Here is a 16099-nt window from a genome sequence, read left to right as displayed (position 1 = left end):
ACTGACAGGAAAACGCATGTCTCTACCGCAACTCTCACTTAGCGCCGCTCGTCATCTGCATCTCTATGCGCAGGGGCTGCTGAAAAAGCCCCGTCGTCGCGCACAGCCTGCCGATATTCTCTCCGCCATTCAGCGCATGTCGCTGCTGCAAATAGACACCATTAATATCGTTGCCCGCAGTCCCTACCTGGTGCTTTTTAGCCGCCTGGGGAATTACCCTGCGCAGTGGCTGGATGACGCTCTGAGCCAGGGTCAGCTCATGGAATATTGGGCGCACGAAGCCTGTTTCTTGCCACGCACTGATTTCGGACTGGTACGCCATCGGATGCTCGCGCCTGAAAAAATGGGCTGGAAGTACAAGCAGGAGTGGATGCACCAAAATGCTGAGGAAATCGAACAGCTGATTGCCCATATTCACGATAACGGCCCGGTTCGCTCAGCGGATTTTGAACACCCGCGTAAAGGCACCAGCGGCTGGTGGGAGTGGAAACCGCACAAGCGCCATCTGGAAGGGCTGTTTACTTCAGGGAAAGTGATGGTGGTGGAGCGGCGTAATTTCCAGCGCGTTTACGATCTCACCCATAGGGTGATGCCGCACTGGGACGACGAGCGCGATCTACTGAATCAAGCTGCGGCTGAAGAGGTCATGCTGGAAAACAGCGCTCGTAGCCTGGGGATTTTCCGCGCGCAATGGCTGGCCGATTACTATCGCCTGCGCCAGCCTGCGCTGAAACCCTTACTCGAAAGGTGGCAAGAAAATCATCGCGTAATGCGCGTTGAGGTCGAGCGGCTGGGTGAAATGTGGCTCCATGCGGATCTCTTCCCGCTGGTGCCACAGGCACAGGAAGATAAGCTGACCGCGTCGCACAGCGCGGTGTTATCACCCTTTGATCCCGTGGTCTGGGACCGCAAACGCGCTGAACAACTGTTTGATTTCACCTATCGTCTGGAATGCTACACCCCCGCGCCAAAACGCCAGTTTGGCTATTTTGTCCTGCCGCTGCTGCATAAAGGGCGGTTGGTCGGGCGGATGGACGCGAAAATGCACCGTAAAACCGGCGTACTGGAAGTGATTGCGTTGTATCTGGAAGAGGGCGTGAAGGTTAGCGCGACGCTGGAAAAAGGGCTGACCGCAGCACTCAATGAATTTGCTGTCTGGCAGGGTGCCCGGCAGATAACGCTGGCACGATTGCCGGATGGGGTGTTTAACGGCTGTCGGAGTGGCTGGGAAATAGACATAGCCTGAAAAAGGAATGTGGTAAGCTTTAGCGATTACTGATACGGAGGAACTATGGATCACCGTTTACTTGAAATCATTGCCTGCCCGGTGTGCAACGGCAAACTGTATTACAGCCAGGATAAGCAAGAGCTGATTTGCAAACTGGATAATCTGGCATTCCCGTTTCGTGACGGCATTCCCGTCTTGCTGGAAACCGAAGCCCGTACGCTGGCGGCAGAAGAGAGCAGACCATGAGTTTTGTTGTCATCATTCCGGCACGTTTCGCATCGACCCGTTTGCCCGGCAAACCGCTGGTTGATATCAATGGCAAGCCGATGATTGTCCACGTGCTCGACCGGGCGCGTGAATCCGGTGCCGATCGCGTTATCGTTGCCACAGATCATGAAGATGTGGCGCGTGCGGTCGAAGCCGCGGGCGGCGAAGTGTGTATGACTCGCGCCGATCACCAGTCGGGCACTGAACGCCTGGCCGAAGTGGTTGAGAAATGCGGTTTCAGCGATGACACGGTAATTGTCAACGTGCAGGGCGACGAGCCGATGATCCCGGCGGTGATTATCCGTCAGGTCGCGGAAAACCTCGCCCAGCGCAAAGTGGGAATGGCGACGCTGGCCGTGCCGATCCACCAAGCGGAAGAGGCGTTTAATCCCAATGCCGTGAAAGTGGTGATGGACGCGGAAGGTTATGCGCTCTATTTCTCCCGAGCGACTATCCCGTGGGATCGCGACCGTTTTGCGCAGTCTAAAGAGACCATTGGCGATACGTTCCTGCGTCATCTGGGTATTTACGGCTACCGTGCAGGCTTTATCCGCCGCTACGTGACCTGGGCGCCAAGCCCGCTGGAGCACATTGAGATGCTCGAGCAGTTGCGCGTGCTGTGGTATGGCGAAAAGATCCATGTGGCAGTGGCCCATGAAGTGCCTGGAACCGGCGTGGATACTCAGGAAGATCTCGAACGCGTCCGCGCAGAACTGAAATAACGTCATCTCCCGCATCCCCTCGTTCGGGGGGATGTTTTTTGGCCTCGCTTTATCTCATTTTTCTTCTCTCTAATTGATCTCATAAGGTGACATCCAACCGTCATACGCTCATTATGAAAGCAGTAGTTTTGATGGGGGTAATCTCATATGGAACAATTGCGTGCTGAGCTGAGCCACCTGCTGGGAGAAGCACTCAGTCGGGTCGAGTGCGTGAGCGAGAAGGCGGACACGTCGCTGTGGTCGCTGTATGACAGCAACGGAAACCCGATGCCGTTAATGGCAAGAAGCTTTTCATCACCGGGCGTCGCCCGACAGCTGGCGTGGAAAATGTCCATGCTGGCGCGAAGCGGCACGGTACGAATGCCTACCGTTTATGGCGTTATGACCCACGAAGAACATCCTGGCCCCGATGTCCTGCTGATTGAGCGCCTGCGCGGTGTGCCGGTCGAAGCCCCGGCACGAACGCCGGACCGCTGGGAACAGCTTAAAGACCAGATCGTAGAAGGATTACTCTCCTGGCACCGTCAGGACAGCAAGGGACTGGTGGGACCGGTCGACAGCACCCAGGAAAACCTCTGGCCGCTCTGGTATCGTCAACGGGTGGAAGTACTCTGGGGAACGCTGAACCAGTTCAGTAATACCGGGCTGACGATGCAGGATAAGCGTATTCTGTTCCGCACACGTGAATGCCTGCCCGCGATGTTTGAGGGTTTTAATGATAACTGCGTGCTCATTCACGGTAATTTCACGTTGCGCAGCATGCTGAAGGATGCCCGTAGCGACCAGCTTCTGGCGATGGTAGGGCCGGGCATTATGCTGTGGGCACCCCGCGAATATGAACTGTTCCGCTTAGGTGAAAGCGCGCTGGCAGAAAGCTTAATGTGGCATTATCTACAGCGAGCGCCAGTCTCAGAATCCTTCCTCTGGCGTCGCTGGCTGTATCTCTTGTGGGATGAAGTCGCGCAGCTGGTGAATACTGGACGGTTTAACCGCACGAACTTCGACATGGCCGCGAAATCACTCCTGCCCTGGCTCGCCTGACGAGCCTTTAAGCCATTGCCAGAGCCGTCCAAGCGTTTCGTAACCGACCCGATCGCTGTGCATTAACCATGCAGGCGACGGGATCGCGCGCTCCCACGGATTGAGCGGCGCATTGATGGCCAGCTGATTCGCTGGCGCGGGTAGCGGATGTAATCCTGCATGTTCAAAGAAAATCATCGCGCGCGGAAGATGTGAGGCGGAAGTCACCTGCAGGAACGGGGCATCGCCGATCGCCTGTTTAACCGCAGCAGCTTCTTCTTCCGTGTCTTTTGGATTGTCGAGAGTGATAATCGCAGAGCGCGGCACGCCAAGGGACTCCGCCACTCTTGCTCCTGCTTCAGCCGTGCTGACAGGGTTCGTTTTGGCTGCGGCTCCCGTGAATATCATTTTCGAACCCGGATTAGCCAGCCACAGCCGAATGCCTTCGTTGAGGCGCGGTAAACTGTTGTTGATCAGGTTTGAACTCGGGGCCCATTTATCGTCCCAGGTGTAACCGCCACCCAGCACCACGATAAACGCCACTTTCTGATTTCCTTGCCACGTCGGGTACTTATCTTCAATAGGGCGCAATAACCCATCCGCCACCGGTTGCAGGCTTAACAGCAGCAGCACCAGCCAACCCGTCGTAATGACGATTTTACCGCTGCGTTGAAAACGGGTGAACCAGACCAGCAGTAGCCCGAGTGCAATAAACATCAGCAGGAGAGGGAGGGGAAGTATCATCCCTCCAATGATTTTCTTTAGGGTAAAAAGCATCCTTTTTGGTTCCTTTTTTAACCATACAGCAGGTGATTACACGCGATATTACACCAGAGAGGTTCATTCTCCGCGCGGGTGTGACAAAATAGCGGTTTTGCTGCTAGCGGATGGAACTCTCCCAATGCGGGATCGCAATTTTGATGACATCGCGGAAAAGTTTTCGCGGAACATTTACGGCACCACCAAAGGGCAGTTGCGTCAGACGATCCTGTGGCAGGATCTCGACACCGTGCTCGCCACCTTTGGTGACCGAAAGTTGCGGGTTCTGGATGCGGGCGGCGGTGAAGGCCAGACCGCCATTTTGATGGCGCAGCGTGGTCATCACGTCACGCTTTGCGATCTCTCTTCAGAAATGGTCGAACGTGCGAAGCGCGCGGCAGAAGAGAAAGGTGTGAGCGACAACATGCATTTTATACATTGCGCCGCTCAGGACATTGCGCAGCATTTGGAATCTCAGGTTGATCTGATATTGTCTCATGCTGTGCTGGAGTGGGTTGCCGAGCCGCACGAGATGCTAAAAACCCTGTGGTCTGTGCTCACACCCGGCGGCGCATTGTCGCTGATGTTCTACAATGCTAACGGCCTGCTGATGCGTAACGTACTGGTGGGCAATTTCGGCTATGTACAACAGGGCATGTATAAAAAGAAACGGCGCACGCTTTCGCCGGATTTCCCCCGCGATCCGCAGCAGGTTTATGGCTGGCTGGAAGAGATGGGCTGGGAAATTACCGGGAAAACGGGCGTCAGGGTGTTTCATGATTATCTGCGCGATAAACAAAAACAGCACGACTGTCTTGACGCGTTAACAGAAATAGAAACGCGGTATTGCCGTCAGGAACCCTTTATCAGTCTTGGGCGATACATTCACGTCATCGCGCGCAAGCCGCAGAAGCAAGGATAATTTATGAGTGAATTTTCCCAGACAGTCCCCGAACTGGTTGCCTGGGCCAGGAAAAACGATTTCTCCATCTCGCTGCCGGTAGACAGACTCTCATTCCTGCTGGCGGTTGCCACGCTGAACGGCGAACGTCTGGATGGAGAAATGAGCGAGGGTGAACTGGTGGACGCGTTCCGCCATGTCAGTGATGCGTTTGAGCAAACCAGCGAAACCATTAGCGTGCGTGCCAACAACGCAATCAACGAGATGGTACGTCAACGTCTGCTGAACCGCTTTACCAGCGAGCAGGCGGAAGGAAACGCCATCTATCGTCTGACGCCTTTGGGCATCGGCATTACCGACTATTACATCCGCCAGCGAGAATTTTCTACGCTGCGCCTCTCTATGCAGCTGTCGATTGTGGCGGGCGAACTGAAACGAGCGGCCGATGCGGCGGATGAAAATGGCGATGAATTCCACTGGCATCGCAATGTCTACGCCCCGCTGAAGTACTCGGTGGCTGAAATTTTCGACAGTATCGATCTGACCCAGCGTCTGATGGATGAACAGCAGCAGCAGGTGAAAGATGATATCGCGCAGCTGCTGAATAAAGACTGGCGGGCAGCGATCTCCAGCTGTGAGCTGTTGCTGTCAGAAACCTCCGGGACGCTGCGTGAACTGCAGGACACGCTGGAAGCCGCGGGGGATAAACTTCAGGCAAACCTGTTGCGCATTCAGGACGCTACGCTGGCCCATGACGATCTGCATTTTGTTGATCGTCTGGTCTTTGACTTGCAAAGCAAACTCGACCGTATTATCAGCTGGGGACAGCAATCGATCGATCTGTGGATCGGCTATGACCGCCACGTGCATAAATTCATCCGTACGGCGATCGACATGGATAAAAACCGCGTGTTTGCCCAACGTCTGCGCCAGTCAGTACAAAATTATTTCGATGCGCCGTGGGCGCTGACCTATGCCAACGCCGATCGTCTGCTGGATATGCGCGACGAAGAGATGGCGCTGCGCGACGAAGAGGTCACCGGTGAACTGCCGCCGGATCTGGAGTTTGAAGAATTCAACGAAATTCGTGAGCAACTTGCAGCGATGATCGAAGAACAGCTCGCCGTCTATAAAACCAGACAAGTGCCGCTGGATCTTGGTCTCGTGGTGCGCGACTATCTGGTGCAATACCCGCGTGCGCGCCATTTCGATATTGCCCGCATCGTCGTCGACCAGGCCGTGCGCCTGGGCGTCGCGCAAGCAGATTTCACCGGGCTGCCGCCGAAGTGGCAGCCGATTAACGATTACGGAGCCAAGGTACAGGCGCATGTCATTGACAAATATTGAACAAGTGATGCCAGTTAAGCTGGCCCAGGCGCTGGCAAATCCGTTATTTCCGGCGCTGGACAGCCAGCTGCGTGCCGGTCGTCACATTGGTCTTGACGAGCTGGATAATCACGCTTTTCTGATGGACTTCCAGGAATATCTGGAAGAGTTCTACGCCCGCTATAACGTCGAGCTGATCCGCGCACCTGAAGGTTTCTTCTACCTGCGCCCGCGCTCCACGACGCTGATCCCGCGCTCGGTGCTGTCCGAGCTGGACATGATGGTGGGCAAAATTCTCTGCTATCTCTATCTCAGCCCAGAACGTCTGGCCAATGAAGGCATCTTCACCCAGCAAGAGTTGTATGACGAATTGTTGAGCCTGGCCGATGAGGGCAAATTGCTCAAACTGGTGAACAACCGTTCCACCGGTTCTGACCTTGACCGTCAGAAGCTCCAGGAAAAAGTACGCTCTTCCCTGAACCGTCTGCGCCGTCTGGGAATGGTCTGGTTTATGGGCCATGACAGCAGCAAATTCCGCATTACCGAATCCGTGTTCCGCTTTGGCGCTGATGTGCGTACTGGCGACGACGCGCGTGAAGCGCAGCTGCGCATGATCCGCGACGGCGAAGCCATGCCGATAGAAAACAATTTGTTGCTCAATGACGAGCATGAAGAAAGCCAGCCGGATAGCGGGGAGGAAGAATAATGATTGAACGCGGTAAATTTCGCTCACTAACGCTGGTTAACTGGAACGGTTTCTTCGCCCGAACCTTCGATCTGGATGAGCTGGTTACGACGCTCTCCGGCGGTAACGGAGCGGGTAAATCCACTACGATGGCGGCGTTTGTCACGGCGCTGATCCCCGATCTGACGCTGCTGCATTTCCGTAACACCACCGAAGCGGGCGCGACAAGCGGTTCCCGCGATAAAGGTCTGCACGGTAAACTGAAAGCGGGCGTCTGTTACTCGGTTCTGGATGTGATCAACTCCCGCCATCAACGCGTGGTGGTCGGCGTACGTTTGCAACAAATTGCGGGCCGTGACCGTAAAGTCGACATCAAACCGTTTGCTATTCAGGGGCTGCCAACCTCGATTCAGCCGACTTCTCTGCTGACGGAAACCCTGAACGATCGCCAGGCGCGCGTGCTACCTCTCAATGAGCTGAAAGATAAACTCGAAGCGATTGAAGGCGTTCAATTCAAGCAGTTCAACTCAATTACCGATTACCACTCGCTGATGTTCGATCTGGGCGTTGTCGCGCGTCGTCTGCGCTCTGCGTCGGACCGTAGCAAATACTATCGCCTGATCGAAGCCTCGCTTTACGGCGGGATCTCCAGCGCCATTACCCGCTCTCTGCGCGACTACCTGTTGCCTGAAAACAGCGGCGTGCGAAAAGCCTTCCAGGACATGGAAGCCGCGCTGCGCGAAAACCGCATGACGCTGGAAGCGATTCGGGTCACTCAGTCTGACCGCGATCTGTTCAAACATTTGATCAGCGAAGCGACCAACTACGTGGCGGCGGACTATATGCGCCACGCCAACGAGCGCCGCATCCATCTGGATAAAGCACTGGAGTATCGCCGCGAGTTGTTCACCTCCCGCAAACAGCTAGTGGCTGAGCAGTACAAGCACGTTGAGATGGCCCGCGAACTGGGCGAGCACAACGGTGCGGAAGGCGATCTGGAAGCCGATTATCAGGCCGCCAGCGATCACCTGAATCTGGTGCAAACCGCATTGCGTCAGCAGGAAAAAATCGAGCGCTACGAAGCCGATCTCGATGAGCTGCAGATTCGCCTCGAAGAACAAAATGAAGTGGTGGCCGAAGCCGCCGACATGCAGGAAGAGAAAGAGGCCCGCGCCGAAGCCGCTGAGCTGGAAGTCGATGAGCTGAAAAACCAGCTGGCCGACTACCAGCAAGCGCTGGATGTTCAGCAAACCCGCGCCATCCAGTACACCCAGGCATTACAAGCACTGCAACGCGCGAAAGAGCTGTGCCATCTTCCGGATCTGACGCCGGACAGTGCCGACGAGTGGCTGGAAACCTTCCGCGCCAAAGAACAGGAAGCGACGGAGAAACTACTTTCCCTCGATCAAAAAATGAGTGTCGCGCAAGCCGCGCACAGTCAGTTTGAACAGGCCTATCAGCTGGTCGTGGCGATCAATGGCCCGCTGGCGCGCGGTGATGCCTGGGAAGTGGCGCGCGAATTGCTGCGTGACGGCGTTAATCAGCGCCATCTGGCGGAGCAGGTTCAGCCGCTGCGCATGCGTCTGAACGAGCTGGAACAGCGTCTGCGTGAACAGCAGGAGGCCGAGCGTCTTCTGGCGGAGTTCTGCAAACGTCAGGGTAAGCATGTCGATATCGACTCCCTTGAAACCCTGCATCAGGAACTGGAAGCCCGTATCGCCTCGCTGTCCGACAGCGTCTCCAGCGCCAGCGAGCAGCGCATGGTTCTACGCCAGGAGCTGGAACAGCTTCAGTCACGCACTCAGACCTTGCTGAAACGAGCGCCGGTCTGGCTGGCGGCGCAGAGCAGCCTGAACCAGCTGAGCGAGCAGTGTGGTGAAGAGTTCGAATCCAGCTCGGAAGTTACCGAATATCTGCAACAGTTGCTTGAGCGCGAGCGCGAAGCCATTGTTGAGCGCGATGAAGTCGGTGCGCGTAAAAATGCTGTCGATGAAGAAATTGAACGTTTAAGTCAGCCTGGCGGTGCGGAAGATGCGCGTCTGAATGCGCTGGCGGAACGTTTTGGCGGCGTACTGTTGTCCGAAATCTACGACGACGTCAGCCTTGAAGATGCGCCGTATTACTCTGCGCTGTATGGCCCATCCCGCCATGCGATCGTCGTTCCAGATTTGTCGCTAATCGCTGAACAGCTGGAAGGGCTTGAAGAATGTCCGGAAGATCTCTATCTGATCGAAGGGGACCCGCAGTCCTTTGATGACAGCGTATTCAGCGTAGACGAACTGGAAAAAGCGGTGGTGGTGAAAGTCGCCGATCGCCAGTGGCGTTATTCTCGCTTCCCGACGCTGCCGATCTTTGGCCGCGCCGCGCGTGAAAACCGCATCGAAAGCCTGCATGCGGAACGTGAAACGCTGTCTGAGCGTTTTGCGACCCTGTCGTTTGACGTGCAGAAAACCCAACGTTTACACCAGGCGTTCAGCCGCTTTATCGGCAGCCATGTCGCAGTGGCCTTTGAGGCCGATCCTGAAGCCGAAATTCGCAAACTGAACACCCGCCGTGGCGAACTGGAACGCGCGCTGAGCAATCATGAAAATGATAACCAGCAGAGCCGCGTGCAGTTTGAGCAGGCGAAAGAGGGCGTCGCCGCTCTGAACCGTATCTTGCCGCGTCTGAATCTGCTGGGCGACGAAACCCTGGCCGATCGCGTGGATGAAATTCAGGAACGTCTGGATGAAGCGCAAGAAGCCGCGCGCTTTGTGCAGCTGCACGGCAATCAATTGGCGAAACTGGAGCCAGTGCTGTCGGTCCTGCAAAGCGATCCAGAACAGTACGAACAGCTGAAAGAAGATTACGCCTATTCCCAGCAGGTGCAGCGTGATGCGCGCCAGCAGGCGTTTGCGCTGACCGAAGTGGTGCAGCGTCGCGCGCACTTTGGCTACAGCGACTCGGCAGAAATGTTGAGTGGCAACAGCGACTTGAACGAGAAACTGCGCCAGCGTCTTGAGCAGGCGGAAGCGGAGCGTAGCCGCAGCCGCGATGCCCTGCGCAGCCACGCGGCACAGCTCGGTCAGTACAATCAGGTGCTGGCGTCACTGAAAAGCTCCTTTGATACCAAAAAAGAGCTGCTCACCGATCTGCATAAAGAGCTGCAGGATATCGGCGTTCGTGCGGACAGCGGAGCGGAAGAGCGCGCCCGTATTCGTCGCGACGAACTGCACAGCCAGCTGAGCAATAACCGTACCCGTCGTCATCAGCTGGAAAAAGCCCTGACCCTGTGCGAAGCAGAGATGGATAACCTGACCCGCCGTCTGCGCAAGCTGGAACGCGATTATCACGAAATGCGCGAGCAGGTTGTGACCGCCAAAGCGGGCTGGTGTGCGGTCATGCGTCTGGTGAAAGACAGCGGCGTTGAACGTCGTCTGCACCGTCGTGAGCTGGCGTACCTCTCGGGTGACGAACTGCGTTCGATGTCGGATAAGGCACTGGGTGCACTGCGCCCGGCAGTGGCAGATAACGAGCATCTGCGCGATGTGCTGCGCATGTCTGAAGATCCGAAACGTCCTGAGCGCAAAATTCAGTTCTTCGTGGCGGTTTATCAGCACCTGCGCGAGCGTATTCGTCAGGACATCATCCGTACGGACGATCCGGTCGAAGCGATCGAACAGATGGAAATCGAGCTGGGCCGTCTGACGGAAGAGCTGACCTCTCGCGAGCAGAAGCTAGCGATCAGCTCCCGCAGCGTGGCAAACATTATTCGCAAAACCATCCAGCGCGAGCAGAACCGTATTCGCATGCTCAACCAGGGCCTGCAGAGCGTATCGTTCGGCCAGGTGAACAGTGTGCGTCTGAACGTTAACGTTCGTGAAGCGCATGCCACTCTGCTGGATGTGCTCTCCGAGCAGCACGAGCAACATCAGGATCTGTTCAACAGCAACCGCCTGACCTTCTCGGAAGCGCTGGCGAAGCTCTATCAGCGCCTTAATCCACAGATCGATATGGGGCAACGTACGCCGCAAACCATCGGTGAAGAGCTGCTGGACTACCGTAATTATCTGGAAATGGAAGTTGAAGTTAACCGTGGTTCTGACGGCTGGCTGCGTGCGGAATCCGGCGCGCTGTCTACCGGGGAAGCGATCGGTACCGGGATGTCGATTCTGGTGATGGTTGTCCAGAGCTGGGAAGATGAAGCGCGTCGTCTGCGCGGGAAAGATATTTCTCCGTGCCGTCTGCTGTTCCTCGATGAAGCCGCGCGTCTGGATGCCCGTTCCATCGCCACGCTGTTTGAGTTGTGCGACCGTCTGGATATGCAGCTGATCATCGCTGCACCTGAGAACATCAGCCCGGAAAAAGGCACGACCTATAAGCTGGTGCGTAAGGTGTTCAACAATACGGAACATGTTCACGTCGTCGGGCTGCGCGGTTTTGCCCCGCAGCCGCCAGAGTCGTTACCCGGAACGGCTGACGCTTCTTAAAGCGTTTTGATGAAAAGGGCGGCACACAGGTGCTGCCCTTTTTATTTGCTTAACTTGCGTTCAGGGCTGCGTTATCTTTAAACTTCTTTACATAAGGCAAGGCAGTTGCGTGTATGCCTTTCTATAATGAAGAAAAGCCCCGGTGTTGTGGGCAGGTCGTAAAGCAAACAGGGGGCAAGGGATGTTGCTAAAGAAAATTCAAAGTCGTCAGCTGTCCGCACTCAGTGTGTGCCTGACGTTACTATTCGCTCCACTGTTTAACGCGCAGGCCGATGAGCCTGAAGTGGTTCCGGTCGACAGTTCCGCTACGATGGGGGCTCAGCCAACTGCGCTGCTGCAACCGCTGGAGCAATCTCCCGCGACCGCAATCATGGCCGGGATCAAACCGCTGCCAGCCAATGTTGATACGCAGGCGCTGCGCCAGCAGCTGCAATCCGGGCTGCCTTCGGGTTACACACCCGCCTATCTCAATCAGCTGACTTTACTGTATGCCGCGCGCGATATGAAACCGATGTGGGACGATCGTGAGGCGGTGCGTGCCTTCCAGCAGCAGCTGGCGGAAGTCGCTATCGCGGGTTTCCAACCGCAATTTACCGCCTGGGTGGAGCTTCTGACCGATCCGACCGTCACCGGGAATGCGCGCGACGTTGTTCTTTCTGACGCTATGATGGGTTATCTGCATTTTGTGGCGGGGATTCCGGTCAATGGCAACCGCTGGCTGTACAGTGAGAAGCCCTACAAGCTGGCGACACCTGCGCTGTCAGTGATCAACCAGTGGCAAGTGGCGCTGGATAAAGGGACGCTCCCACGCTTTATCGCAAGCCTTGCTCCGGCGCATCCGCAGTATGCCACGATGCACCAGTCGTTACTCCGACTGGTAGCCGATACGCGTCCCTGGCCTCAGCTGAAAAGCACCGCCAGTCTGCGTCCTGGTCAGTGGAGTAGCGATGTCCCGGCGCTGCGTGAAATTCTCCGGCGTTCCGGGGAGTCTGACGCAGGGGCGAAAATCGCGCTGCCGGGTGATGATCCCCAAAGCGTAGTGGTCAGTCCATCAGCACCTGTCGTGAAGAAGAAATCAGCTGTAACAGCCGACAAACCCGCAGCTTACGATCGTGAACTGGTCGCCGAAGTGAAAGCGTTTCAGGCGGCTCAGGGCCTGGGTGCAGACGGTGTTATTGGGCAGTCAACGCGCGATTGGCTGAATGTTTCTCCTGCGCAGCGTGCTGGTGTGCTGGCGCTGAACATTCAGCGTTTACGTCTGCTGCCAGGGACATTATCGACCGGGATTATGGTTAATATTCCGGCCTATTCGCTGGTCTATTACCAGAATGGTAGCGAAGTGCTGGCCTCGAGAGTTATTGTCGGGCGCCCGGATCGCAAAACGCCAATGATGAGCAGTGCGCTGAATAATGTGGTGGTGAACCCGCCGTGGAACGTACCGCCGACCCTCGCGCGTAAAGACATTCTGCCGAAAGTATGGAATGACCCCGGCTATCTTGAACGTCACGGCTACACAATGATGCGTGGCTGGAACAGCAACCAGCCGATTGACCCGTACCAGGTCGACTGGTCAACGATCACGGCGTCGAATTTGCCTTTCCGCTTCCAGCAAGCGCCGGGTGAGCGTAACTCCTTGGGTCGATACAAGTTCAACATGCCGAGCTCAGATGCCATCTATCTGCACGATACGCCAAACCATAACCTGTTCCAGAAAGACACTCGTGCCCTGAGTTCGGGCTGTGTTCGCGTCAATAAAGCCTCTGAACTGGCCAATATGCTGCTGGGTGATGCGGGCTGGAACGACACCCGGATATCCGATGCGCTTAAAGAAGGGAATACACGCTACGTTAATATTCGGCAAAACATTCCCGTCAATCTTTACTATCTGACGGCGTTTGTTGGCGAAGATGGACGGACCCAATATCGTACAGATATTTACAATTACGATCTCACAGCGCGATCCGGCGCACAAATTTTGTCAAAAGCTGAACAATTAATCAGGTAAATGAAGTAGTTCGAGGAAATTGATTGTCGTAAGTTATGGTAGAGAAGGGGGCATATGGCTACAAGCCCCGTCTTTACTGGGGTTGGGTGCCTTGACGCGGGCTGTTCAGGCGGTTAAGGTGCCCTTCGTGCGCTAAGCATATTTACGATAACATTGACCTGTAGACCTGATTATCATGGACAAATTTGACGCTAATCGCCGCAAGCTGCTGGCGCTAGGTGGTGTTGCGCTGGGCGCAGCGGCCATCTTACCGACGCCAGCATTTGCCACCCTCTCGACACCACGTCCGCGTATTTTAACGCTCAACAATCTTCACACCGGTGAGACGTTGAAAGCGGAGTTTTTCGATGGCAGAGGCTATATTCAGGATGAATTAGCAAGACTCAACCATTTTTTCCGCGACTACCGCGCGAATAAAATAAAGACCATCGATCCAGGATTATTTGATCAGCTATTCCGCCTCCAGGGCCTGCTCGGAACCCGCAAGCCGGTGCAACTCGTTTCCGGTTATCGTTCTATTGATACCAATAACGAACTGCGCGCCCATAGCCGTGGGGTAGCTAAAAAAAGCTATCACACGAAAGGACAGGCGATGGATTTCCATATTGAAGGCGTTTCATTAGCCAATATTCGCAAAGCCGCGTTATCTATGCGCGCAGGTGGTGTAGGATATTACCCACGTAGCAACTTTGTGCATATTGATACCGGGCCGACACGGCACTGGTAATAATGAAGGAGCAGTATGAACTATCGTATTATTCCGGTGACTGCGTTCTCCCAGAACTGTTCATTAATCTGGTGTGAACAAACTAAACTGGCCGCGCTTGTCGATCCCGGCGGAGATGCCGAGAAAATCAAGCAGGAAGTCGAGGCGTCCGGCGTGACGCTGATGCAGATTTTGCTGACCCATGGCCATCTTGACCATGTGGGGGCTGCGGCAGAGCTGGCGCAACATTACGGTGTGCCAGTGATTGGACCGGAAAAAGAAGATGAGTTCTGGCTGCAAGGGTTGCCTGCCCAAAGCCGTATGTTTGGCCTTGATGAGTGTCAGCCACTGACGCCCGATCGCTGGTTAAACGAAGGCGAGAGCGTTAATGTCGGAAACGTGACGCTACAGGTATTGCACTGTCCTGGCCATACGCCGGGGCATATCGTCTTCTTTGATGCTCAATCACGCTTGCTCATTTCTGGCGACGTGATTTTCAAAGGCGGCGTAGGACGCAGCGATTTCCCGCGCGGTGACCACGGTCAGCTGATCCAGTCAATTAAGCAGAAGCTATTGCCGTTGGGCGATGACGTGACGTTTATTGCAGGGCATGGCCCGATGTCGACGTTAGGATATGAGCGGGCACATAACCCGTTTCTGCAGGATGAAATGCCTGTCTGGTAAATCCCATTAAAAAAGCCTGCACATTGCAGGCTTTTTTGTAGGTCGGGCAAGCGCAAGCGCCACCCGAAAGACTTTTACAGCACAGCGACAATGGCTTCGCACAGCGGGGCCATGTTGTCTGGCGTCATACCTGCCACGTTCACACGTCCTGAAGCCACAGCGTACACACCAAACTCTTCGCGCAGACGCAGAACTTGTTCTTTAGTCAGGCCGCTGAACGAGAACATCCCGTTTTGTTTGATGATAAAGCTAAAGTCGCGGTCCGCGCCTTTCTCAGCCAGCGTATTCACGAACAGCAGACGCATGCGCTGAATGCGCTGACGCATGTCGTTCAGTTCCTGTTCCCAGATGGCGCGCAGCGCGTCATTGCTCAGGATTGTCGCCACGACAGAAGCGCCGTGCGCCGGTGGGTTAGAGTAGTTGGCGCGAATGACAGATTTCATCTGGCTGAAGGCACGATCAACGGTTTGCTCATCGGCAGCCACCAGCGTACAGGCACCGACGCGCTCATTATACAGACCAAAGTTCTTGGAATAAGAACTCGCCACGATCAGTTCCTGATGAACAGCGGAAAAAGCACGCAGACCTTCAGCATCTTCTTCCAGACCACGCGCGAAGCCCTGATAGGCGAAGTCGAACAGCGGCAGCCAGCCTTTCTCTACAGAGAGTTTCGCCAGTTGTTCCCACTGTTCCAGCGTCGGATCGATACCGGTTGGGTTGTGGCAGCAGCCGTGGAACAACACTACGTCACCGGCCTGTGCTTCGCTCAGGCTAGCCAGCAGGCCGTCGAAGTCAAGAGTATGGTTCGCCGCGTCATAATAAGCATATTCACGCACTTCCAGACCCGCAGAGTTAAACACGCTCTTGTGGTTCGGCCAGCTCGGATTGCTTACCCAAACGCGTTTCACAGAGGTATTCTTCGCGAGGAAATCCGCTGCGACGCGAAGTGCGCCAGTACCGCCAGGCGTTTGGGCTGTGCGAGCACGTTTATCGCTAATAAGCGTGCTGCCTTTTCCAAACAGCAGTTCCTGAGTGCAACGACCAAACTCCGGAATACCGTCGATACCGAGGTAGTTTTTGGTGTTTTCATTTTCCAGCAGATACTGCTCGGCTTTTTTGACGCTGGTCAGAACCGGAGTTTTACCGGTTTCATCTTTATAGACACCAATACCCAGGTTTATTTTTCCAGGGCGGTCATCGGCACGAAACAGATCGGCCAGGCCCAGAATAGGGTCGGCAGGGGCGGCGGTAATGTTCTCAAACATGACGAGGTTCCATTGTGATTACAGAAGTGAAATCCGCTATCAGGTTAACGGTAGATTTACAA

General features: G+C 55.3%; 13 protein-coding genes. 11 read left to right on the top strand and 2 right to left on the bottom strand.

All coding sequences use genetic code 11. The annotated features are described in order from the left end of the window. The first annotated feature begins 16 nt into the window (after positions 1-16). The 4 genes from C3708_RS05450 to C3708_RS05435 all read left to right on the top strand — a co-directional run bounded on the left by C3708_RS05450 (position 17) and on the right by C3708_RS05435 (position 3258). Entirely contained in the window at positions 17-1246 is a 1230-nt protein-coding gene (locus C3708_RS05450) for a winged helix-turn-helix domain-containing protein (protein ID WP_103948712.1), read from the top strand. A gap of 45 nt (positions 1247-1291) precedes the next feature. Further along, the gene (ycaR, locus tag C3708_RS05445; RefSeq protein ID WP_095281446.1) at positions 1292-1474 is read left to right on the top strand and encodes a protein YcaR; all 183 of its coding nucleotides are present in this window, start codon (positions 1292-1294) and stop codon (positions 1472-1474) included. Beyond that, positions 1471-2217: a 3-deoxy-manno-octulosonate cytidylyltransferase gene (gene kdsB / locus C3708_RS05440; RefSeq protein WP_103948711.1), complete on the top strand. Its 747-nt coding sequence runs from the start codon at positions 1471-1473 to the stop codon at positions 2215-2217. The genes ycaR and kdsB overlap by 4 nt, the downstream gene beginning before the upstream one ends. Positions 2218-2364: 147 nt before the next feature. Further along, positions 2365-3258 carry a YcbJ family phosphotransferase gene (locus tag C3708_RS05435; RefSeq protein WP_095281448.1) on the top strand — a complete coding sequence of 298 codons (894 nt, stop codon included), beginning with the start codon at positions 2365-2367 and terminating at the stop codon, positions 3256-3258. Here C3708_RS05435 and elyC read toward each other — a convergent pair. After that, positions 3235-4014, bottom strand: a complete 780-nt coding sequence (gene elyC / locus C3708_RS05430; protein ID WP_103948710.1) for an envelope biogenesis factor ElyC — start codon at positions 4012-4014, stop codon at positions 3235-3237. The two genes, C3708_RS05435 and elyC, sit on opposite strands and share 24 nt — an antisense overlap. A 124-nt stretch (positions 4015-4138) precedes the next feature. Between elyC and cmoM the strand changes: the two genes are divergently transcribed. From cmoM to C3708_RS05390, 7 genes are all read left to right on the top strand, one after another. Further along, positions 4139-4918, top strand: coding sequence for a tRNA uridine 5-oxyacetic acid(34) methyltransferase CmoM (gene cmoM, locus C3708_RS05425; RefSeq protein ID WP_103946823.1), 780 nt, complete (start codon positions 4139-4141; stop codon positions 4916-4918). Positions 4919-4921: 3 nt separating this feature from the next. Then, positions 4922-6244, top strand: coding sequence for a chromosome partition protein MukF (mukF, locus tag C3708_RS05420; protein ID WP_095281450.1), 1323 nt, complete (start codon positions 4922-4924; stop codon positions 6242-6244). Next, positions 6225-6929, top strand: coding sequence for a chromosome partition protein MukE (gene mukE / locus C3708_RS05415; protein ID WP_095281451.1), 705 nt, complete (start codon positions 6225-6227; stop codon positions 6927-6929). The genes mukF and mukE overlap by 20 nt, the downstream gene beginning before the upstream one ends. Beyond that, positions 6929-11377, top strand: coding sequence for a chromosome partition protein MukB (gene mukB, locus C3708_RS05410; RefSeq protein ID WP_103948709.1), 4449 nt, complete (start codon positions 6929-6931; stop codon positions 11375-11377). The genes mukE and mukB overlap by 1 nt, the downstream gene beginning before the upstream one ends. 181 nt (positions 11378-11558) lie before the next feature. Then, positions 11559-13382: a L,D-transpeptidase gene (gene ldtD / locus C3708_RS05405; protein WP_103948708.1), complete on the top strand. Its 1824-nt coding sequence runs from the start codon at positions 11559-11561 to the stop codon at positions 13380-13382. Between the two features lie 175 nt (positions 13383-13557). Continuing rightward, entirely contained in the window at positions 13558-14109 is a 552-nt protein-coding gene (locus tag C3708_RS05395) for a YcbK family protein (protein ID WP_167381229.1), read from the top strand. A gap of 15 nt (positions 14110-14124) precedes the next feature. Beyond that, a complete protein-coding gene (locus C3708_RS05390; protein WP_095281455.1) occupies positions 14125-14772 on the top strand; it encodes an MBL fold metallo-hydrolase in 648 nt (215 codons plus the stop codon). 74 nt (positions 14773-14846) lie between these two features. Here C3708_RS05390 and aspC read toward each other — a convergent pair whose 3' ends face one another. Next, positions 14847-16037 carry an aspartate transaminase gene (aspC, locus tag C3708_RS05385; protein WP_103946821.1) on the bottom strand — a complete coding sequence of 397 codons (1191 nt, stop codon included), beginning with the start codon at positions 16035-16037 and terminating at the stop codon, positions 14847-14849. Positions 16038-16099 lie beyond the last annotated feature (62 nt).

The sequence above is a fragment of the Lelliottia sp. 7254-16 genome, assembly GCF_002922995.1.
Classification (GTDB): Bacteria; Pseudomonadota; Gammaproteobacteria; order Enterobacterales; family Enterobacteriaceae; genus Enterobacter; species Enterobacter jeotgali.
The sequence above is the reverse complement of the archived record's forward strand: the minus strand, read 5'-3'. Positions and strand labels throughout refer to the sequence as shown.